Annotated in this window: 21 protein-coding genes; 17 read left to right on the top strand and 4 right to left on the bottom strand. The window is 68.8% G+C overall.

Translation table 11 applies throughout. The annotated features are described in order from the left end of the window. Window positions 1–82: 82 nt before the first annotated feature. The 15 genes from C441_RS11535 (at window position 83) to C441_RS11465 (ending at window position 14,386) form a co-directional block, all read left to right on the top strand. Window positions 83–3,277 (top strand): FAD-binding and (Fe-S)-binding domain-containing protein, encoded by a 3,195-nt coding sequence (locus tag C441_RS11535; protein ID WP_007275233.1) that lies wholly within the window; start codon window positions 83–85, stop codon window positions 3,275–3,277. Between the two features lie 144 nt (window positions 3,278–3,421). Then, window positions 3,422–4,558 carry a pyridoxal-phosphate-dependent aminotransferase family protein gene (locus C441_RS11530; RefSeq protein ID WP_007275232.1) on the top strand — a complete coding sequence of 379 codons (1,137 nt, stop codon included), beginning with the start codon at window positions 3,422–3,424 and terminating at the stop codon, window positions 4,556–4,558. A 124-nt stretch (window positions 4,559–4,682) separates the two neighbouring features. Continuing rightward, the gene (locus C441_RS11525) at window positions 4,683–4,955 is read left to right on the top strand and encodes a hypothetical protein (RefSeq protein WP_007275231.1); all 273 of its coding nucleotides are present in this window, start codon (window positions 4,683–4,685) and stop codon (window positions 4,953–4,955) included. A gap of 70 nt (window positions 4,956–5,025) precedes the next feature. Then, window positions 5,026–5,619 carry a hypothetical protein gene (locus tag C441_RS11520; protein WP_007275230.1) on the top strand — a complete coding sequence of 198 codons (594 nt, stop codon included), beginning with the start codon at window positions 5,026–5,028 and terminating at the stop codon, window positions 5,617–5,619. 229 nt (window positions 5,620–5,848) lie between these two features. Beyond that, entirely contained in the window at window positions 5,849–7,081 is a 1,233-nt protein-coding gene (locus C441_RS11515; protein ID WP_007275229.1) for an Nramp family divalent metal transporter, read from the top strand. A 124-nt stretch (window positions 7,082–7,205) separates the two neighbouring features. Further along, window positions 7,206–8,486, top strand: a complete 1,281-nt coding sequence (hisD, locus tag C441_RS11510; RefSeq protein ID WP_188423252.1) for a histidinol dehydrogenase — start codon at window positions 7,206–7,208, stop codon at window positions 8,484–8,486. Between the two features lie 131 nt (window positions 8,487–8,617). Then, a complete protein-coding gene (locus tag C441_RS11505) occupies window positions 8,618–8,983 on the top strand; it encodes a HesB/IscA family protein (RefSeq protein ID WP_007275227.1) in 366 nt (121 codons plus the stop codon). Between the two features lie 39 nt (window positions 8,984–9,022). Beyond that, window positions 9,023–9,271 carry a DUF5816 domain-containing protein gene (locus C441_RS11500; RefSeq protein WP_004042840.1) on the top strand — a complete coding sequence of 83 codons (249 nt, stop codon included), beginning with the start codon at window positions 9,023–9,025 and terminating at the stop codon, window positions 9,269–9,271. Window positions 9,272–9,358: 87 nt separating this feature from the next. After that, window positions 9,359–9,703: a DUF7116 family protein gene (locus C441_RS11495; protein WP_049920558.1), complete on the top strand. Its 345-nt coding sequence runs from the start codon at window positions 9,359–9,361 to the stop codon at window positions 9,701–9,703. A gap of 56 nt (window positions 9,704–9,759) precedes the next feature. After that, window positions 9,760–10,476 (top strand): hypothetical protein, encoded by a 717-nt coding sequence (locus C441_RS11490; RefSeq protein WP_007275225.1) that lies wholly within the window; start codon window positions 9,760–9,762, stop codon window positions 10,474–10,476. Next, window positions 10,473–11,132, top strand: a complete 660-nt coding sequence (locus C441_RS11485; protein WP_007275224.1) for a hypothetical protein — start codon at window positions 10,473–10,475, stop codon at window positions 11,130–11,132. The genes C441_RS11490 and C441_RS11485 overlap by 4 nt, the downstream gene beginning before the upstream one ends. Window positions 11,133–11,233: 101 nt before the next feature. Then, a complete protein-coding gene (locus tag C441_RS11480) occupies window positions 11,234–12,040 on the top strand; it encodes a helix-turn-helix transcriptional regulator (protein ID WP_007275223.1) in 807 nt (268 codons plus the stop codon). Between the two features lie 136 nt (window positions 12,041–12,176). Next, window positions 12,177–12,389 (top strand): dodecin, encoded by a 213-nt coding sequence (locus C441_RS11475; RefSeq protein ID WP_007275222.1) that lies wholly within the window; start codon window positions 12,177–12,179, stop codon window positions 12,387–12,389. A gap of 106 nt (window positions 12,390–12,495) precedes the next feature. Further along, window positions 12,496–13,875 (top strand): bifunctional metallophosphatase/5'-nucleotidase, encoded by a 1,380-nt coding sequence (locus C441_RS11470; RefSeq protein ID WP_007275221.1) that lies wholly within the window; start codon window positions 12,496–12,498, stop codon window positions 13,873–13,875. A 103-nt stretch (window positions 13,876–13,978) separates the two neighbouring features. Next, window positions 13,979–14,386, top strand: a complete 408-nt coding sequence (locus tag C441_RS11465; protein WP_004969444.1) for a universal stress protein — start codon at window positions 13,979–13,981, stop codon at window positions 14,384–14,386. Window positions 14,387–14,471: 85 nt separating this feature from the next. Here C441_RS11465 and C441_RS11460 read toward each other — a convergent pair whose 3' ends face one another. Then, the gene (locus C441_RS11460; RefSeq protein ID WP_007275220.1) at window positions 14,472–15,656 is read right to left on the bottom strand and encodes a mechanosensitive ion channel family protein; all 1,185 of its coding nucleotides are present in this window, start codon (window positions 15,654–15,656) and stop codon (window positions 14,472–14,474) included. 92 nt (window positions 15,657–15,748) lie between these two features. On the opposite strand from C441_RS11460, the gene C441_RS11455 reads away from it, so the two are divergent. Together C441_RS11455 and trmB are read left to right on the top strand one after the other, a co-directional pair. Next, the gene (locus C441_RS11455) at window positions 15,749–16,489 is read left to right on the top strand and encodes a proteasome assembly chaperone family protein (protein ID WP_007275219.1); all 741 of its coding nucleotides are present in this window, start codon (window positions 15,749–15,751) and stop codon (window positions 16,487–16,489) included. Between the two features lie 129 nt (window positions 16,490–16,618). Then, window positions 16,619–17,680 carry an HTH-type sugar sensing transcriptional regulator TrmB gene (gene trmB, locus C441_RS11450; RefSeq protein WP_007275218.1) on the top strand — a complete coding sequence of 354 codons (1,062 nt, stop codon included), beginning with the start codon at window positions 16,619–16,621 and terminating at the stop codon, window positions 17,678–17,680. A gap of 75 nt (window positions 17,681–17,755) precedes the next feature. Here trmB and C441_RS11445 read toward each other — a convergent pair whose 3' ends face one another. The 3 genes from C441_RS11445 to C441_RS11435 form a co-directional block, all read right to left on the bottom strand. Continuing rightward, window positions 17,756–18,556: a hypothetical protein gene (locus tag C441_RS11445; RefSeq protein ID WP_007275217.1), complete on the bottom strand. Its 801-nt coding sequence runs from the start codon at window positions 18,554–18,556 to the stop codon at window positions 17,756–17,758. Window positions 18,557–18,595: 39 nt separating this feature from the next. Then, complete coding sequence (locus C441_RS11440; protein WP_007275216.1) at window positions 18,596–19,690, bottom strand: Gfo/Idh/MocA family protein; 1,095 nt, start codon at window positions 19,688–19,690, stop codon at window positions 18,596–18,598. A gap of 156 nt (window positions 19,691–19,846) precedes the next feature. Continuing rightward, a complete protein-coding gene (locus C441_RS11435; protein ID WP_004042869.1) occupies window positions 19,847–20,050 on the bottom strand; it encodes a hypothetical protein in 204 nt (67 codons plus the stop codon). Window positions 20,051–20,130 lie beyond the last annotated feature (80 nt).

Genomic DNA, 20,130 nt, shown 5'->3' with positions numbered 1-20,130 from the left:
CCCGCCGCGAACGACTACCGCTTCGGGCAAACGTGGCGAGTCACACACAGGTTTTTGCTATCCTGAACGATTATATGTGATAATGTCTGGCGACGGCCCTCCGCGGGCGACGCGAATCACGGCGGAAACGAACGGCGAGAGACGGGGAGATTTCCAGCGATTTCAGGAGTCGCGCGACTACGACGTGGTCGACGTAGCCGAACACGCCGACCTCGCCGCCGACCTCCGGGACGTCGTCTCCGGCGAGGTGCGGTTCGACGAGTACGCGCAGGTGCTGTACGCGACCGACGGCTCGATTTACCGGGCGCGCCCGGCGGGCGTGGTCGTCCCCCGCGACGAGGACGACGTGCGCGCCGCGGTGCGGACGGCCGCCGAACACGACGTGCCCGTGCTCCCGCGCGGGGCGGGGTCGTCGCTGGCGGGACAGACCGTCGGTCCCGGCTGTGTCGTCATCGACTGCTCGAAGTACATGGACGACATCGTCTGCGTTGACCCCGACGCGCGGCGGGCGCGGGTCCAACCCGGCGTGGTGCAGGACGACCTCGACGACCGCCTCGCGGAGCACGGCCTGAAGTTCGCGCCGGACCCCGCCTCGTCGAACCGCGCGACGGTCGGCGGCGGCATCGGCAACAACTCCACGGGCGCGCACTCGGTCCGCTACGGCATCACCGACGCCTACACCGAGGAGTTGCGGGTCGTGCTCGCGGACGGGTCGGTCGTCCACACCCGCGACGTGGTCGTCGGGGGCGACGAGTGGAACCACATCGTCGAAAAAGACGACCGCGAGGCCGCCCTCTACCGGACCGTCCTCGGCCTCGTCGAGGACCACGAGGAGGAAATCGAGCGGCGGTATCCGAGCCTCAAGCGGTCGGTGTCGGGCTACAACCTCCACAAGGTCGTCTCCGAGACCGACGACGGCGAGACGGTCGTCAACCTCTCGAAGCTGTTCGTCGGCGCGGAGGGCACCCTCGGCGTCGTCGTCGAGGCCACGGTGTCTCTCGTGACGGTTCCCGAGGAGACGGCGCTCGTCCTCTACGCCTACGACGACCTCGTCGAGGCGATGGCGGCGGTCCCCGACGCGCTGGACTTCGACGCCAGCGCGGTCGAACTCATGGACGACGAGGTGTTGCGGATGGCCGCCGAGTCCAGCGAGTACGCCCAGTACGTCGAGGAGATTCCCGACGGGACGGCGGCGGCGCTGATGCTGGAGTTCGACTCCGAACTGCACGACGACTTCGAGGCGGTGATTCGCGAAGCGAACGACCACTTCCTGCGAGACGGCGACGCCGAGTCGGCGGCGGGTGACGAACCGGTGGGGGGTGACGAGCCAGCGGCGGGTGCCGCCACCGACGGCGGCGGCGCGTTCGAAGCCATCGAGGCGTACACGCCCGAGGCGCAGGCGGACCTCTGGAAGCTCCGCAAGGCGGCGATACCGCTTCTCATGTCGTTGCCGGGCGACCCGAAGCCCTACCCGTTCATCGAGGACGCGAGCGTCCCGCCCGAGGAGTTGGCGGAGTACGTCCAGTCGTTCGAGGACGTGCTAGAGGACCACGGCACGTCGGCCGCGTACTTCGCCCACGCCGGCGCGGGGACGCTCCACATCCGCCCCATTTTGAACCTGAAAGACGGCGCGGGCATCGAGACGATGCGCGCCATCACCGACGACGTGACCGACCTCGTGTTGGACCACCGGGGAGCCTTCTCGGGCGAGCACGGCGACGGGATGGCCCGCACCGAGTGGAACCCCAAGATGTACGGTCCCGAACTCTGGGGCGCGTTCAAGGAACTGAAGACGGCGTTCGACCCCGACTGGCGCATGAACCCCGGCAACGTCGTCTACCGCGACGGCCCCGACGACCTCGGCCCGGACGGCGACCGCGGCGTCGGCGCGGACATGCGCGAGAACCTCCGGTACGGCGCGGCCTACCAGTCCATCGAGCCCGCGACGACGCTCGACTTCGACGGGGAGGGCGGCTTCTCGCACCTCGTCGAACTCTGCAACGGCTGTGGGACCTGCCGGCAGACCGGCTCGGAGACGATGTGTCCGACCTACCGCGCCTCGAAGGACGAGGCCGAGACGACCCGCGGGCGGGCCAACATGCTCCGCGCGGCCATCAGCGGCGACCTCCCGGAGGACGAGATTCACTCCGACCGCTTCCAAGAGGAGGTCCTCGGCCTCTGCGTCGGCTGTAAGGGCTGTCAGAACGACTGCCCGACCGGCGTCGACTTGGCGAAGCTCAAAGCCGAGGTGAAACACGCCCACCACGCCGAGGAAGGCGCGTCGCTCCGCGAGCGCCTGTTCGCCAACATCGACCGGCTGGCCGGCGTCGGGAGCGCACTCGCGCCCGTCTCGAACTGGGCGGCCGAGCTACCGGGCGCGCGGGCCGCGATGGAGCGGCTCGCGGGCGTCGCCCCCGACCGGTCGCTCCCCTCTTTCACCCGCGACACGCTCGAATCGTGGATGGACGGGCGACGGCCCCGCGTGCCGGCGAGCGATGCCGACCACCGCGTCCTCCTGTTTCCCGACACCTACACGAACTACGTCACGCCCGAAATCGGGAAGGCGGCGGTTCGCGTGCTGGAGGCCGCCGGCGTCCACGTCCGACTCGCGGAGGGCGTCGAGCCGAGCGGTCGCGCCGCCTACTCCGGCGGCTTCCTCGACCTCGCGCGGCGGCGCGCGGGCCACAACGTCGAGACGCTCCGCCCGTCGGTCGAAACCGGCTGGTCCGTCGTCTTCGTCGAGCCCTCGGACGCGGTGATGTTCCAAGACGAGTACGCCGACCTCCTGCCGGACGACGCGGTCGCCCCGGTCGCCGCGGCCGCCTACGGCGTCATGGAGTTCCTCGACACCCACCGACTGGACGAGGCCCTCCCGATTCGCGGGCGCTCGGCCGACGGCGACGACGCGGCCGGACCTGTCGCCTCGGCGGTCGCCGACGGCGGCGCGTTCGGCTCGCTCACCTACCACGGCCACTGCAACCAGAAGGCGCTGAACAAGGACCACCACGCGGTGGGCGTCCTCCGGCGGGTCGGCTACGAGGTCGACCCGCTCGATTCGAGCTGTTGCGGCATGGCCGGGAGTTTCGGCTACGAAGCCGAACACTACGACCTCTCGAAGGCTATGGGAGACATCCTGTTCGAACAGGTCGACGACAGTCCGGGCGACGAGGTGGTCGCCCCCGGCGCGTCGTGTCGGACGCAACTCGAAGACAGGGACGAGGCGGCGCGGCGACCGCCGCACCCGATAGAGAAGGTCGCGCAGGCGCTGTCGGGGTGAGCGTGCTGGGGGGCCGGTCGATATCTGGCCCGTTTCACGACGTTCCGCAATCACATCGTTTTTGCCGGTTTGCGTGGCACGTCAAGTCAGACCATGTCCGATGCACCCGATGTCGGCGAACTCACTCCGCCGAATCGCACGCTGATGGGCCCCGGCCCGAGCGACGTCCACCCGCGCGTGCTCCGCGCGATGTCCACGCCGCTCGTCGGCCACCTCGACCCGTCGTTTATCGACATCATGAACGAGGTGCAGGAGCTCATGCGCTACACGTTCCGCACCGACAACAAGTGGACGATTCCGGTCTCGGGGACCGGCTCGGCGTCGATGGAGGCGGCCATCGGCAACCTCGTCGAACCGGGTGACACGATGCTCGTCCCGACGAACGGCTACTTCGGCGGGCGCATGGAGTCGATGGCCGAGCGCGCCGGCGGCGAGGTCGTCCACGTGGACGCGCCGTGGGGCGAGCCGCTCGACCCCGCGGACGTACAGGACGCCTTCGACGAGTACCAGCCGGACGTGTTCGGGTTCGTCCACGCCGAGACCTCGACGGGCGTGAAACAGCCGAGCGTCCCCGAGCTGACGAGCATCGCCCACGACCACGACGCGCTCGTCGTCGCCGACACCGTCACCTCGCTCGGCGGGGTCGAACTCGAAGTCGACGACTGGGGCATCGACGCGGCCTACTCCGGCCCGCAGAAGTGCCTGTCGTGCCCGCCGGGCGCGAGCCCGCTGACGCTCAACGACCGCGCGATGGACAAGGTGCTCTCGCGGGAGGAACCCACCCGCTCGTGGTACCTCGACCTGTCGCTGTTGGAGGGCTACTGGGGCGACGACCGCTCGTACCACCACACCGCGCCCATCACCAACGTCTACGCCATCCGCGAGGCGCTCCGACTGGTCGCCGAAGAGGGCATCGAGGCGCGGTGGGCGCGCCACCGCCGGGTCGCGGGCGCGCTGAAAGCCGGCGTCGAGGCGATGGGCCTCGGTCTCAACCCCGAAGACGGCTACTGGCTCCCCAGCCTCAACGCGGTGCTCGTCCCCGACGGCGTCGACGCGGGCGAGGCAATCGACTACGTGCTCGAACAGTACGACCTCGAAATCGCCGGCGGCCTCGGCGCGCTCGCGGGCGACATCTTCCGTATCGGCTGTATGGGCCACTCGGCGCGGCCGGAGAACGTCTCGTTCCTCCTGACGGCCCTCGGCGAGGCGCTGGAGGCGCAGGGCGCGGACGTGGACCCCGAAGCCGGGTTCGCCGCCATGCGCGAAGCGCTGAACCAGTAACGGCACCGAACCGGCGGCAATTCGCCGTAAACCGCGTCGAAACTCGGCGAAACCGACGCAAAACGCCCGCCACGGTGTCCGCTTTTCATCACCCTCGCCCCCCGAAGAGCGACTGCGATTCACGATGAACCGACGCAGACTCACCCTCGTCGGCGTCGCGCTCGCCGTCCTCGTCGCGACCGCGGGCGTCGCCGCCGCCGCACCGTCCGAGAACGCACGCGAATCGTCCCCCGCGTCAGAGGCCGGCCAGCAGGGGCCGCCGGGCGAGCTCCCGGACCCGGTTCCGGAGTTCGTCTTGGACGTCCACCGCATCGTTAGTGACTTCCTGACCGGGGCGCTCGACGGCTCGCTTGGGGACTCGCTAAGCGACCGCGCCGACGGCTTTTCGGGTGCGTAACTAAGTGTGACCCGAAGATAGCCGACAACTGCGTTAAACGACACCCATCCAATCCGAATTTCCACTTCATATGAGACGCACACTCCTCGTCGCCGCGACAGTTCTGGTCCTCCTCACGGCCGGTATCTCGGCCGCGTTCCTGACCGGAGTCGGACCGTTCGCCGACACAACCTCCGCCGACGACTCCGACGGAGCGTTCCCCACGCAGACGACCGCGCCGCCCGACGACGGCGGCGACAGCGGCGGGAGCGACAGCGGAAGTAACGACGGCGGAAGTAGTGACAGCGGCGACGCGACCGCGACCGCGACCGAATCGGTGCCGCCGTTCGGCGTCGTCGTCGACGACATCGAGGAGTGCGGCCAGACCTGCCGCGACGTGACGAGCACGATTACGAACCAGCAGGACACAGGCAGTTCCGGCGTCACCGTCTACAGTCGCATCTTCGTCGGCAACGGCACCGACCCGGACGACGAGGTCTGGCGCGGGTCGCAGGCGGTCGGCGACCTCGCGGCCGGCGAGTCGTACACGACGACAAAGCGCGTCGAACTGTCGTACTCGGAGGCGTTCGCGGTCCGGCAGGCGGACGGCTGGATTACGGTCCAGTCGACCATCGAGACCGACGACCGGACGTTGACGTACACGGAACAGCGCCACGTGGCATAGTCGCGTTAACCCCGTCGTGAGAGGCGAGCGCCGGCGTTCCCCGTTGTCCGGTCGCGGACGACGCTTTCCGGTCACCGCCGGGTCGCCCGTCGCACCCTCCGACTGAGGGCGTGGCATTGGTTCGCGTGTGAAACAATCGACAGCAGTTTTACTGAGTACGCGAAACTATAATTTAGACATGGACAACTCAGACGTTTGCATGTGTGAACAATCGGGGTGGCGGTAAGAGATGCGCACCTCGCTCCGCGAACTGCTCTCGTATCTCGGTCCCGGCTTCATCATCAGCGTCGCCTACATGGACCCCGGCAACTGGGCGACCAACATCTCGGGCGGCGCGAAGTTCGGCCCCGCCCTGCTGTGGGTCATCGTCCTCGCCAGCGTCATGGCGATGGGGATTCAGGTGCTCGCGGCCAAGCTCGGTATCGCCACAGGGAAGGGCGTGGCACAGCTCTGCCGCGAGCGGTTCTCCGGCCCCGTCGTCGTGGTCCTGTGGGCCGCCGCGGAGCTGGCGATGGTCGCCACCGACATGGCCGAAATCATCGGGGCCGCAATCGGCTTCAGTCTCGTCTTCTCACTGCCGCTGTGGGCCGGGGCCGTCCTCGCGGCGGTGAGCTCGTTCGCCCTGCTCGGCGTTCGGACCGCCCACAAACGGGGGTTCCGCTGGGTCGAACTCACCATCATGGCGCTCGTCGGCGTCATCGCGCTCTCGTTCGTCTTCGAGATGGCGCTGGCGAGGCCGACCGCGTCGACCGTCGCGTCCGGCCTCGTCCCGACCGTGCCGAACGCCTCGGCGCTGTACGTCGCCATCGGCATCCTCGGCGCGACCGTGATGCCGCACAGCGTCTACCTCCACCCGTATATCGTCCAGGACCGCCGCGACCGACTCATCGAGTCCGACGGCGACACCGAGGCCGTCCACCGCCGCCACTTCCGGCTGGAGCGTCTCGACACCGTCGTCGCGCTCTTCGGCGCGATGTTCGTGAACGCCGCGATGCTCATCGTCGCCGCCGCCGCGCTTCAGGGGACGGGCATCGAGACGCTCGAAGAGGCGTACGTCACCCTCACCGGCGTCTTCGGGGCGAACGCGAGCCTCGCGTTCGGCGTCGCGCTCATCGCCGCCGGGCTCTCGTCGTCGCTCGTGGCGACGATGGCCGGCCAGACCGTCATGGACGGCTTTCTGGACCTCAACGTCAACGTCTGGCTCCGCCGGTCGGTCACGCTCGTGCCGAGTCTCCTCATCGTCGCCGCGGGCTTCGACCCCACGTCGGTGCTCGTCGCCTCGCAGGTCGCGCTGAGCTTCGAACTGCCGTTCGTCCTGATTCCGCTCCTCTGGTTCACCCACGAGGCGTCGCTGATGGGGAACTTCCGCAACCGGGCGACCACGACCGGCGTCCTCGGTATCGTTATCGCCGTTATCGTGGTCCTGAACGGCTGGCTCCTGTACTCGACGCTCCTCGGGTGACGGGGCGAAAACGACGGACGTCGGGGCGGCTCCGCGACTGTCCGGAGAACCGAACAGCCGCCGGCCGCCGCCCCACCGCTTCCGCAACGACTTTTCGCGCCGGCCGCAAAGCCGGGGTATGAACATCGAGGTTCGCGAGCTGGCCGACCTCGGCACCGACGCCCGCCGCGCATTCTTCGAGCGGGACGCCGGCGTCGGGGAGGTCCGGTCCGACGTGCGCGACATCGTCGAGCGGGTCCGCCGCGAGGGCGACGTGGCGGTCCGGGAGTTCTCAAACGAGTTCGACGGCGTCCAGGTCGGCAACATCGACGTGACCGACGCCGCCGAGCGCGCCTACGACGAGATCGACGACGACGTGCGCGAGGCCATCGAGGACGCCGCGGCGAACGTCCGCGAGTTCCACGAAAAGCAAGTCCCCGAGGACTGGCGCGAGGAGTTCGGTGACGCGGGCACCCGCGAACTGGGTCGTCGCTACCGGCCGCTGGACCGGGTCGGCGTCTACGCCCCCGGCGGCACCGCCGCCTACCCGTCTAGCGTCCTCATGGGGGTCATCCCCGCGAAGGTCGCGGGCGTCGAACACGTCGCGGTCGCCACCCCGCCCGCGGAGCCGATGAACCCCGTCACGCTCGCCGCGATGCACGTCGCTGGCGCGGACGCGGTCTACTCGGTCGGCGGCGCGCAGGGCATCGCCGCGCTCGCCTACGGCACGGAGACGGTGAAGGCCGTCCAGAAGGTCGTCGGGCCGGGCAACAAGTGGGTCACGGCGGCGAAAGCCGAGGTCCGCGGCGACGTGGACATCGACTTCCTCGCCGGCCCCTCCGAGGTGCTCGTCGTCGCCGACGAGACCGCCGAGGCGCGGTTCGTCGCCGCCGACCTCGTCGCGCAGGCCGAACACGACCCGAACGCCTCGGTCGTCGCCGTCACCGACGACGCCGACCTCGCCGCGGACGTCGTGGCGGAGGTCGAGCGACAGGCGGGCGAGCGCGAGCGCACGGAGACCATCGAAGCCGCGCTCGAAGGCGACGCGTCTGGCGTCCTCCTCGCGCGGTCGATGTCCGAGGCGGTGCTGTTCGCCGAGGAGTACGCCGCCGAGCACCTGACGATTCAGGCCGACGACGACGAGGCGCTGTTGGACCGCATCGACTCCGCGGGGAGCGTCTTCCTCGGCCCGTACACGCCCGTCGCGGCCGGCGACTACGCCTCCGGGACGAACCACGTCCTCCCGACCGGCGGCGGCGCGAAGCGACAGGGCGGCCTCTCCGTGGACCACTTCGTTCGCTCGACGACGGTCCAGCGCCTTGACCGCGAGGGGCTGTCGGAGCTCTCGGAGACGATTACGACGCTCGCCGAGGCCGAGGGCCTCGACGCCCACGCCCAGAGCGTCCGCGAGCGGTTCGACGAGTAGGCGGGTCGGGAGAAAACGACCGGTTCGAGTCGTTTCCCCCCGTTTTTCGTCCGGTAGTCGCACCCTACCGGAGCGGCGCGCGAAGTTCCGCCTGCGCCACAGTTATCCGTTCCCACAGTATAGTGGGGCGTATGAGCACGGAATCCGCGAGTGGCGGCGGCGATGTGGCGGTGACGGTCACGCCCGCGGCCGCGGACGAGGCCGTCTCCCTCCTCGAAGGAGAGTCGATGGACACCGACGTGGCCGGACTCCGGCTGTTCGTCCAGCAGGGCGGTTGCGCCGGGCTGTCCTACGGGATGCGCTTCGACAACGAACCGGAAGACGACGACACGGTCGTCGAACAGCACGGCCTCCGCGTGTTCGTCGACCCCGCGAGCATGAACTACATCGGCGGCTCCACCCTCGAGTTCGAGGGCGGCCTGCAGGGCGCGGGCTTCCACGTCAACAACCCGAACGCCGAGAGCAGTTGCGGGTGCGGCGAGTCGTTCCGGACGTAGGGACCAATTTCTTAAGCCGCCCCCGCGCGAAGCGGTGGCATGGCCGAACTTCAGACCCAGACCGTATCGAGCGGTAAGACCGTCTTCGTCGCCACCGACGAGCCAGAGCGAGGCTCGAAGGGGCCGTTCTACGTCGTCTATTCGACCGAGGACGCCGAGAACCGATGGGGCTACCTCTGCGGGAACTGCGACTCGTTCGACACCGCGATGGACACGATGGCCCGCATCGAGTGCAACAACTGCGGGAACGTCCGCAAGCCCGAGGAGTGGGACGCCGCTCACGAGTAGTCGAGCGTCCGGCGCGGCCGCTAGCCAGTTATTGGTATGGTATACCGTGACAATCTTTATCAGGAGTGCGGGTGTACGTAGACGTGCATGGCCCAGGCTTCGATGCCTCCTGTTCAGGAGGCTCGGTCGATATTCGGCCGGCTCGGCTACTCCGTCTCTGGGGACGGACCCGATATGCTGGCCGAACGCAAGTGGCGTACGGTCCACGTGACCGCACTGAGTTCGCGCGAAGCGACCGAATGCCGTCCGGTGCTCGCTGACGGCGGAACCGAGACACCGTATCGGTTCCGCTGTTTCGTGACGTGGGACGACCACATCGGCTCGCTTCGAGAGCGGCTTCGCGGTATCGACCTTCCATACGAGTGGGCAATCATCGGCGTGTCGAACGGTGGTGGGAACGACTACGAGGTCGTTCACGGCACGAACACGTAATCGAAACGGGGCGTCTTCGCCCAAACGTTTTCTCAACCCGTCGCTAACGGACGAGCATGTCGCAGGCCGCAGAGACGGAGCTGGCGCGATTCGTCCGGAGCAGACGGCTCAACGCGGCGCTCGCGTGGTTGTTCGTCGGCTTCCTCGTCGCCGTCGCCGTCGGGAGCGTCGTCACCGGCGGCGACCTCGTCTGGGGCGGGTTCGCGGCCGTCGTCGCCGCGGTCACCGTCGTCCCGGCCGTCGCCTTCCGCGAACCGCGAGCGATGCTTCCGTGGGAGGTCGTCGCGCTCGCCTCGCTCCCGCTCGTCGCCCGCGTCCTCGTTCGGGGCCAGACCATCGGCGGCGTGACCTTCACCGGCCGCGTCTCGACGTACCTCGCGGTGGCCGCCATCGCGCTCATCGTCGCCGTCGAACTCGACGTGTTCACGCCGGTCCGGATGAACCACTCCTTCGCCGTCTTCTTCGTCGTCATCGCCACGATGGCCGCCGCGGGCGTCTGGGCGGTCGTCCAGTGGCTCTCGGACCTCTACCTCGGGACGCGCCTGCTGTTGAACGGCCGCCCCGACGAGGTCATCGAGACCGGGCTGATGTGGGACTTCGTCGCCGCCACCGTCGCCGGTCTCGCCGCCGGGTTGCTGTTCGAGTACTACTTCCGCCGCCGGGCCGGCTCGCGCGAGCGGCTCCCGGAGGAGGTGGCGGAGATAGCCGAGGAGTCGGAGGCGGCGGAGGCGGACGGGGACGCCCGCGCGTCGGAAGGTGGTGAGTCGCCGTGAGGATTCGCTCGTACTTCCGCATCGACGAGCGACGGCAGTCCCAGCTCTCGCGGGCGATGCAGGTGGTCCTCGTCGGCCTCGTCTTCATCGGCCTCGACCGCGGGAACTTCGGTATCGTCGTCAACGCGCTCGTCGGCCTCGGTGTGACGTACCTGCCGGCGATGCTGGAACGCGACTACCGCATCCCGATGGACGCCGGGCTGACGCTCTGGATATCCTCGGCGGCGTTCCTCCACGCGCTCGGGACGGTCGGCTTTCCGGGGTCGGAGACGAGCTTCTACTCGGGCGTCTGGTGGTGGGACCATCTCACCCACGCGCTGTCGTCGTCGGTCGTCGCGGCGGCCGGCTACGCGACCGTCCGCGCGGTCGACGAGCACACGGCGGACATCTACCTGCCGCCGCGGTTCATGTTCGTCTTCATCCTGCTTTTCGTCCTCGCGTTCGGCGTCTTCTGGGAGGTCATCGAGTTCGCCATCTCCGGGGCGGCCTCGCTCGCCGGCACCGGGTCGGTGCTGACGCAGTACGGCCTCGACGACACGCTCCTCGACCTCGTGTTCGACGCCGTCGGCGGCGTCATCGTCGCCGTCTGGGGCACCGCACACCTCTCCGACGTGGTCGGCGCGTTGGAGCGCCGGCTCGAAAGAGAACCTCGCTGACACGACGGGAGCGAACGACACTCCGACCCAATCAGCCGACCGTGGCCGAATCTCGCCGAGTCCCGATATACATTTGTACACGGGCTGAGACGTTCATACCGATGTCGAGTTGGGTCGGCGACGGGGACGAAGACGACGAGGACGCCGCCGACGCGTTCGAGGCGGTCGGTCGCCGCAGTCAGATTCTTCAGGCGCTCTCGTCGGAGCCGCTATCGAAAGCCGAACTGGTCCGCGCGCTCTCTGTCTCTCGGTCCACCGTCGACCGCGCCGTCGAGCGACTCGTCGACCTCGGTCTGGTCGAACGGTCGGACGGCGGGTTCGCCGCCACGACGGCGGGGCGAGTCGCGCTGGAGACGCACGACGAGGCGCTCCGGGCCATGGCGAACGTGCTCGACGCGGGACCGGTGCTCGACCGCCTCCCCGAGTCGGTCAATCCGCCGCCCTCGCTGTTCCGCGACGCGGTCGTCTGTACGGGCGACCTCACGTCGATGGAACGGCGGGTATCGATAGATTTCGACCTCGGCGAGGTGACGGAGGTCATCGGCTTCAACGGCCCGTTTCTGTTCAGTAGCTGGCCCGAGGCGCGCGAACAGCTCATGCGGCTCGGGGACGGCGCCACACTCGTGCTCTCCGCGGAGTCGCTCGACTGGCTCTCGAACCGTTATCCCGACGGCCTCGACGCCATAGTCGACGCCGGCGTCCGCGTGTCCGCGGTCGACGACGAACCGGAGTTCGGCGTCGTGGTGATGAACCGCCCGACGACGGCCTCGGTCACGCTCGTCGTCTACGACCACATGGGCGGCCCCGAGGCGCTGGTCGTGAGCTACGACCCCTCGGCCGTGGCGTGGGGGCGGACGCTCGTCGCGGCGTGGGCCGAGACCGCGCGCCCGTACCGCCCCGACGAGTGAGTCCCGCGACGGCGCGTCGGGGGTCGCTCCGACCGCCCCGACCGCCCCGACCGCTCCAACCGCCCCGACCTCCCCGTCGCCGAGTCGCCGAGCCGGGGACGATTATTTGTGATAGTAAGACGAAGGGTCCGACGAGATGGTGTTCAAGAAAATCACCCTCGTCGGTCGGAGTGCAGAGAGTTTCGACGCCGCCGTCGACGACGCGATTAACCGCGCGGAGGAGACGCTCGCGGGCGTCCACTGGGTCGAAGTAAAGGAGCTCGGCGTCGAACTCGCGTCCGTCGAGACGCGGGAGTACCAAGCCGAGGTCGAAGTCGCGTTCGAACTCGAAGGAGAAGGCGGCGAGTAACCGCGGCAACCGTTTCGGTTCGGTCCGATTCGGTTCGGTCCGCGTCGACGTCGCGGGCCGTCCCGACGGCTTCTTATCCGCCCGCACCGCCACATTCGAGAAGCGAATGCCTCGGCTCCTCCACTACTCCGACATCGAGAACGTCTTCGACGACACCGAGCGCGCCGGCCGTCTCGCGGGCTGTGTCCGCGCCCTCGACGGCGACGACACCCTCGTGGTCGGCACCGGCGACAACACCGCGCCGGGCGTCCTTTCTCTCGTCGAGCGCGGCGGGCAGGCGCTCGACTTCTACGACGCCGTGGACGCCGACCTCGAGACGTTCGGCAACCACGACTTCGACTACGGGGCCACCCGGACCCGGGAACTCGTCGCCGCGAGCCGGCCGACGTGGGTCACGAGCAACGTCCGCGGCGAGGGCGGCGGTCGGTTCGCCGCCGCCGAGGGAAGCGTCCCGCGGACGACCCGCGAGATAGACGGCCTGACGCTCGGGTTCTTCGGCGTCACCGACCCCGCGACCGGCTCTATCAACCCCGAGGCGACCGACCTCGACTTCGCCGACCCCTACGCGGTCGCGTCAGACGCCGCCGACGCGCTCAGGGCCGACGGCGCGGACCTCGTCGTGGCGCTCTCGCACCTCGGGAGCGGCGACGACGAACTCGTCGCCCGGTGCGACGTGGACCTCGTCCTCGGCGGTCACGTCCACGCCGAGCGCGACGACGTGGTCGACGGCGTGCCAATCGTCCGCCCCGGCGCGAACGGCCACGTCGTCTGGGAGGTCCGCGTCGCCGCCGACCGAATCGAGACGGTCCGCCACCGGACCGCCGAGTACCGACCCGACGAGGGACTGGTGGCGGCGCTGGAGGGGCGAGTCGACGCCGCCGGGCTCGACGAGGTGCTCTGCCGCATCGACCGCCCGATGGACCGCGCCGAGGAGACCGTCGCGGCCGGCGAGTGCCGCGTCGGCAACGCCATCGCCGACGCCTACCGCTGGGCGACCGGCGCGGACGTGGGACTCCAGAACAGCGGCGGCATCCGCTCCGGCCCGCCCGTCGGCCCCGACGTGAGCCACGCCGACCTCGTGAGCCTCGTCCCCTTCGAGGAGCACCTCGTCGTCGCCGAGGTGACCGGCACGGAGTTGCTCGCGGCGTTCGGGGCCGCCCGCGGGGCCGAGATGGGCTTCGGCGAACCCGACTGGTGGCACGCCCACGTCAGCGGCGCGCGCATCGTCTGGGACGACGACCGCGACGAGGTCGTCGGGGCGTTCGTCGGCGGCGAGCCGATCGACCCGGAGGCGCGCTACACCGTCGCCACGAGCGACTACCTGCTCCACAGCACGCAGGAGTTCCCGGCCATCACGCAGGCCCACCGCGTCGGCGAGTTCCAGATTCAACACGACGCGCTGGCGCGGTACGCCCGCGAAGTCGGGTTCGACGCCGCCGTCGAGGGCCGCATCGAGCGCCGGTCGGCCAGCCGCGCCGACGACTGAGGCGGCGAGGGGAAGGGAGAAACGGGGGCAACGACGACGCGGCCGCCGGCGAACCCGTCCGAGAGGGAAAGGTTCACGCACGCCCGGCGAGTGGCTTCGGAGTATGACACGGGTCGTGGTCCCGGTTCGGTACCCCCTCTCGAAGCACTCCCGGGCGACGCTCGACGAGGCCGTCCGCGTCGCGAGAGAGCGCGACGCCGAACTGACGGTCCTCCACGTCGACCTCTACCAGTCGAACCGCGGCGTGACGCGAACCGAACTCAAGCGGGCGGTCGAAGCCGAGTTCGGCCCGCTCGTCCGCGCGCGCTACGTCGTCCGCCGGGGCTTCCTCGTCGAGGAGACGATTCTCGAAGAGGTCGCCGCCGAGGAGGCCGACATCGTCGTCATCGGGTCGAAACAGGCGAGCCGCTGGCGGCGGATGCTCCGGCGGTTCCTCGACGACCCCGACATCGACGTGTTCCTCCGCGAAAAGCTCGACTGCACGGTCATCACCGTCCGCGCGGACGACTGAGCCGGCGACGCTCGGCTCTCGGGTTCGGGTTCGGGTTTCCGTTTTCGACGCCGCCCCAGTGCCGACCGTCTCGGGGGCTTCCCGGTCAGTCGCCGCCGGTGGCGTCTGTCGAATCGTTGTCTGTTGGCTCCGCGTCCGCCGAACTCGGGGTATCGGCCGGGTCGCCCCCGTTGCTCACGTCGGCCGCGTCGGTCGCATCGACCGGGGCTTCAGCGCCTTCGCCGTCAGAGACCGACTGGACGGGCGCTCCCGGGGCCGGCGACGCGGTGGCGTGACGCCGGTTCGCGGCCTCGTCGCTGGTGACGTGCAGGCTCCCGCTGGTCTCGTCGAAGACGAGGTGGGTGTGCGGGTAGGCGAACTCGACGGTCGCCTCGGACTCCTCGACGAGCGTCCAGAGCCGCGTCTGGACCTCCGACTGGATGCGGCCGATTTTGTACGGTTTCAGCGCCCAGTAGCGGAGCCGCAGGAGGACGCCGTTGTCGGCGTAGGAGTTGATGTAGGCGGTCGGCTTCGCCGGGTAGCGGGCGCTCCCGATGCGGATGTCGGGGCCGCCTTCGACCACCGAATCGCAGTCGCGGGCGGCGCGCTCGACGAGGTCGCGGGCGGCGTCGATGTCGGACTCGTAGGTGACGAGCACGTCGAGCGACAGGCGGGTCCGCTCGTCCTCCGCGGAGTAGTTGATGACGTCGCGGTCGCGGATGTTCGAGTTCGACATCACGAGAAAGGTGTTGTCGAGGGTGAATATCTTCGTGTAGCTCAGGGTTATCTCGTCGATGAAGCCCTTCGTGCCGTCGTCGAGCTCTATCATGTCGCCGATTTCGAACGGCTGGTCCGAGAGGACGAACACCCCGTTGATGATGCTCCCGACGATGGGCGCGAGGACGATACCGAGCACCGCCGAAAACACCGTCACCGAGAGGACGATGTCGCCGAGTTCGAGGCCGAGGACGTTCGCCCCGACGCCGACGCCGACGAGAACGATGGCGAGGCGAACGATTCGAAGCACGGTCTGGGCGACGCTCTGACGGCGGAACTGCCGGGCGACCGGCCGACCGAGCAGGCGGACGACGTACTTCGAGAGCCCGACCGACAGGGCGGCGATGACGAGCGCGACGATGATTCGCCACCCCGGGAACAGGAGGTACTCCGGCACGAACGTCGGCGGCGTGAGCGCCGTGGACTGGAGCGGGGCGACCGCGAGGTGGCTCACAGCGGTCAGCGCCCCGCCTACTGCGGCCGACGCGTCGGCGACCCCCTCGACTCCGTGCATGGAACCCGCAACGGGGAGCGGCGAAAAAAGGGTTGTTACTGCGGGATTCGCGCGCGGTGAACGGCTAAGTGTCGGGGCGTCGCAGTGTTAGTATGGCCAACGCGACGCCCACCCGTCCCGACTTCCGGATTACACACGACACCGCCCCGAGCCGAGCGCTCCTCTGCGGCTTCTCGTCGTTCGGACTCGCCGGACTCACCGCCGTCGACTTCATCGTCGACCACCTCGGCCTCGAACAGACCGGCCACCTCACCGTTGAGGGGCTCCCGGCGGTGACGCCCTTCGAGGACGGTCGCCCCCGACACCACACGCGGCTGTTCTCCCGCGAGGACCTCGACGTGACCGTGCTCGTCGGCGAGCTGTTCGTCCCCTCGGTCCACGGCACGCAGTTCGGAAACGCCATCCTCGACTGGACCGAACGAAATCAGGTCGAGGAGCTCGCCGTCCTCTCGGGGATTCCGATGGCCCACGGCCCCGACGAACACCGCGTGTTCTACATCGCCACCGACGACTACCGCGAGGCGCGACTCGCCGACAGCGACATCACGCCGATGGGACGGGGGTTCTTCGACGGCACCAACGCGGCGCTCGTCGAGCGCGGCATCGGCTCGCCCCTCGGCGTCGGCGTCTACGTCACGCCCGTCCACGCGCAGGTCCCCGACGTGGAGGCGGCAATCCGCCTCGTCGACGCCGCCGACGACGTGTACGACCTCGGCGTCGACTCCTCCCCGCTGGAGTCCTTTGCGGCCGAGGTCCAGCAGTACTACGCCGAACTCGCAGAGCGACTCCACGACAGCGAGGCCGACCTCCCGGAAGACCGGATGTACATGTGAGGGGCGATTCGGTCGCCGTCCCGCGATGCTCGACGGCCGCCCTGCTATCAGTTGTGCCACTTGTTTTCGGAATTTCGTGCTACTCGGATTTCAGTAAATGATTTAGGTGATGCCGTACACGTCACGACTATGGCTGACGAACTGCGGCTCACCATGGAGCGAGTCGGTGAGCGCTTCAACCTCGGCGAGTACGAGATAGACGCGTATCTGGCCGTCCTCGAACACGGACAGTTGACGGCGAGCGAAATCGCCGACCGAACCAGCATCCCCCAGCCGCGGGTGTACGACACGGTCCGGAGCCTGTCTGACCGCGGCCTCGTCGAGCTCCGCGAGTCGCGCCCGATGAAAATCGTCGCCGTCGACCCCGACGACGCCTTCGCGAACGTCAAGACCTCGCTTGAGGAGCTCATCGAGGAACTGGAGGCGCGCTACACCGCCCCCGCCCGCGACACCGAGGCCGTCTCGCTCGTCAAGTCGCGGTCGACCATCCTCCGCTACATCGAGGAAATCATCGAGGCCGCCGAGTACGAACTCGTGCTCTCGTTGACGCCCGACCTGCTCCGTCGCTTCCGCGACGACCTCGCGGCGGCCATCGACAGCGGCGTCAGCATCGACCTGCTCGTCACGCCCGCCTCCCGCGCGCCCGACCCCGACGAGTTCAACTACCTCGACGTGGCGACCATCGCCCGCGCCCGCCGCGGCATCACCTCGCCCGTCCTCGCGGTCGCCGACGGCGAGTACTCCATCTACGCGACGCAGGACGCCCTCCGCGACGACCGCGACCGCTACGGCGTCATCTTCAACCGCTCCGCGCTCGGCTTCCTCGTCAGCGGCTTCTTCGGGACCGTCCTCTGGAGCACCGCCGAGACCATCGTCGCCAACGGCAAGCGCCGGCCGTTCCCCCGCCGCTACGCCTCCATCCGCCGGGCCGTCAAGGACATCCGCGAGATAGACGGCGACTTCTACGCCTCCGTCTCCGGCCGCGACATCGAGACGGGCGACCCCATCGTGGTCGAAGGGCGCGTCATCGAGACGGCGTTCGAAGACACCGAAGAGGTCGCGTCGCTCCACATCGATACCGAAGAAGGCGTCGTCGAGGTCGGCGGGCTGGTCGCCGCGCTCGAAGACGTGGAGGGACAGGAGATTCTGCTCGGCCGCGACGAGGTTCCGAACCGCGACGAAATCGTCTGAGGCCGCGTCGTCAGTTTCCGCGCTCGTCTTTTCGGCGCTCGTCCTTTCCGCTCGGCCGTGCCCCGCCAGCGACGGCTACTCGTCGGGGAACTCGTAGACGACCGCGCCGCAGTCCGCACAGCCGAGCACCTCGTGGTCCGGCGAGTCGTACAGCCCCGCGGTGCCGCCACAGCAGTTTCGCGTCGTCGTCTCCTCGACCGGGCCGCCGCAGTCCGGACAGACCTCGACGAACATCCGCATCGGCTCCGTGGCGGCGAGCGCGACCGTCGGGTCGACTCCGCGCTCGACGACCGTGTAGAGCGTCGCCACGTCGGCGATGGCCTGCGGCCGCGAAATCCACACGGACATCGAGGGGCCGTCGAGCGAGATGCCGCCGAACTCGGCGTCGACCGCCGCCTCGAACGGGACCGCGTTGGCGACGGCCTCGGCGAGTTCCTCGTCCGTGGTCTTCCGGAGCGTCGCCATCGTCGACTCCCACTCCTCGCGGGCGTCGTCGGCGAGGAACAGCCCGTCTTCTTCCTCGACGAGCACCCCGGCGTTCAGGAGCGTCGACAGCATCGCGTCGGGGTCGACGTCGGCGTCGAGCGATTCCGAGCGCCGGTCGGGAGCCGACCCCTCGCCGCCGTGGTCGAAGACGCCAGCGAGGCCGACGGCCGCGACCAACCGCGGCGCGAACGAGGGCGTGCCGGGGACGACGTAGCCCCGGAGGTACACCGAGAGCGCGCCGCCGACGAGGACGGCGAGACCGGCGACCGGCGAGAGCACGCTGACCGCGAGACCGACGACGACGACGATGGCGACGTTGACGGCGGTACACGGCAGACAGCGGTTCTCGCCGGTGTGTTCCGGGCGCTTGAGTGAGTCGATGACGGACATGGTGTGAGACGTGGGGCTTGGGGTGTGCGTTCGCGGTGGTCAGTTCGCCGGCGGCGTCTCTGTCTCGGCCGTATCGAGGCGAATCGCCTCGCCCGTCTCCGACGAGCGGTAGATGGCGTCGATGACGCGCTGGACGGCGAGGCCCTGTTCGACCGTGTTGCGGCCGGGGTGTTCGCCCTCGGCGACGGCCGCGAGGAACGCCTCCTGTTCGGTCTTGTGGGTGTCGTTGTCCTGGGTCTCCACGTCCGTCGTCGAGAGGTGGTTGCCGCCGCCGACGCCGTCCTCGTAGAACTGGAGGTCGTGGCTCGCGCGGTCGAAGCGCACGCCGCCCTCCGTGCCGCGGAGGAAGAACTCGTCGTTGGTCGGGCGGTTCGTCGCCCACGCGACTTCGAGGGAGATGGTCGTGCCCTCGTCGGTGCGGATGAAGGCGCTCGCGGAGTCGTCCACGTCGAAGGCCTCCGGGCCCACGTCCTCGCCCCACATCTCGACGAACGTGTAGTCGTCGCGGTCGCCGAACTCCGAGCGGGTGACGCCGGAGACCTCGACGACCTCGGGGAAGTCGAGGAAGTAGAGCGCGAGGTCGATGGCGTGGACGCCGATGTCGATGAGCGAGCCGCCGCCCGCGATTTCCTTAGAGGTGAACCACGACCCGCGGCCGGGGATGCCGCGGCGGCGGACGTAGTTGGCCTCGACGTGGGTGACGTCGCCGAAGCGGCCCTCCTCGTAGTGGTGGCGGACGACCTCGACGGGGTTGGCAAAGCGGTTGTTGAAGCCGACCATGCAGAAGCCGTCGGCCGATTCGGCCGCCTCGGCGATTCGCTCGGCCGATTCGAGCGAGTGCGCCAGCGGCTTTTCGAGCAGGACGTCGAGGCCGGCGTCGAGCGCGGCGACGGCGTACTCCTCGTGGAAGCGGTTCGGCGTGGTGATGACGACCGCGTCGACCTTCTCGAACAGCGCCGTCTTCTCCTCGTAGGTGTTCACGTCGTACTTCTCCGCGAAGCGACGACGGGCGTCCGCCTGAATGTCGAGGCCGCCGACGAGGGTCGCGCCGAGGTCGACGAGGCGGTCTGCGTGGTGGTGCCCGATGTTTCCGAGGCCGACGATGCCGACTCGGACCGATGATTCCGTACTCATGATTCGATGATTAACTACAGGTGATGTTAAGTTTCACGTTCTTTGGGTGGATTCGGCAGAATCGACCGCGAGACTCCGGTTAGCAAGCGTTCTCACTGTGGCGGGTGGCGCGCAATAGCGTCGGGGAGCGGCGAGGAACACGGGTCGAGTTGGCGTTCAGTAGAGCTGTTCTTCTCGCTCCTTGCGCTCTTCTTCGCGTCGCTTTTCTTCCTTGAGCCGACGCCGTCCGCGGAGGTACTGCTTGCCCTTCGGGATGAACTTGTTCTTCAGGTCGAGCAGGAACGAGACGATGCCGTAGGCCCAGAAGAAAAACAGGACGGTCATCCCGCCGAGGTAGAACAGGCCGAGTTCGTTGACCATTGGTGTGAGTGTGTGCTGTGGGTTGGTTCGGAAAGCGGTGTGCGGGCGGTGCGAGCCGCGAGTTTGCGAGGGAGGACGAG

The sequence above is a fragment of the Haloferax sulfurifontis ATCC BAA-897 genome (assembly GCF_000337835.1).
Lineage (GTDB): Archaea > Halobacteriota > Halobacteria > Halobacteriales > Haloferacaceae > Haloferax > Haloferax denitrificans.
This window is presented reverse-complemented; position numbering and strand designations above follow the sequence as displayed.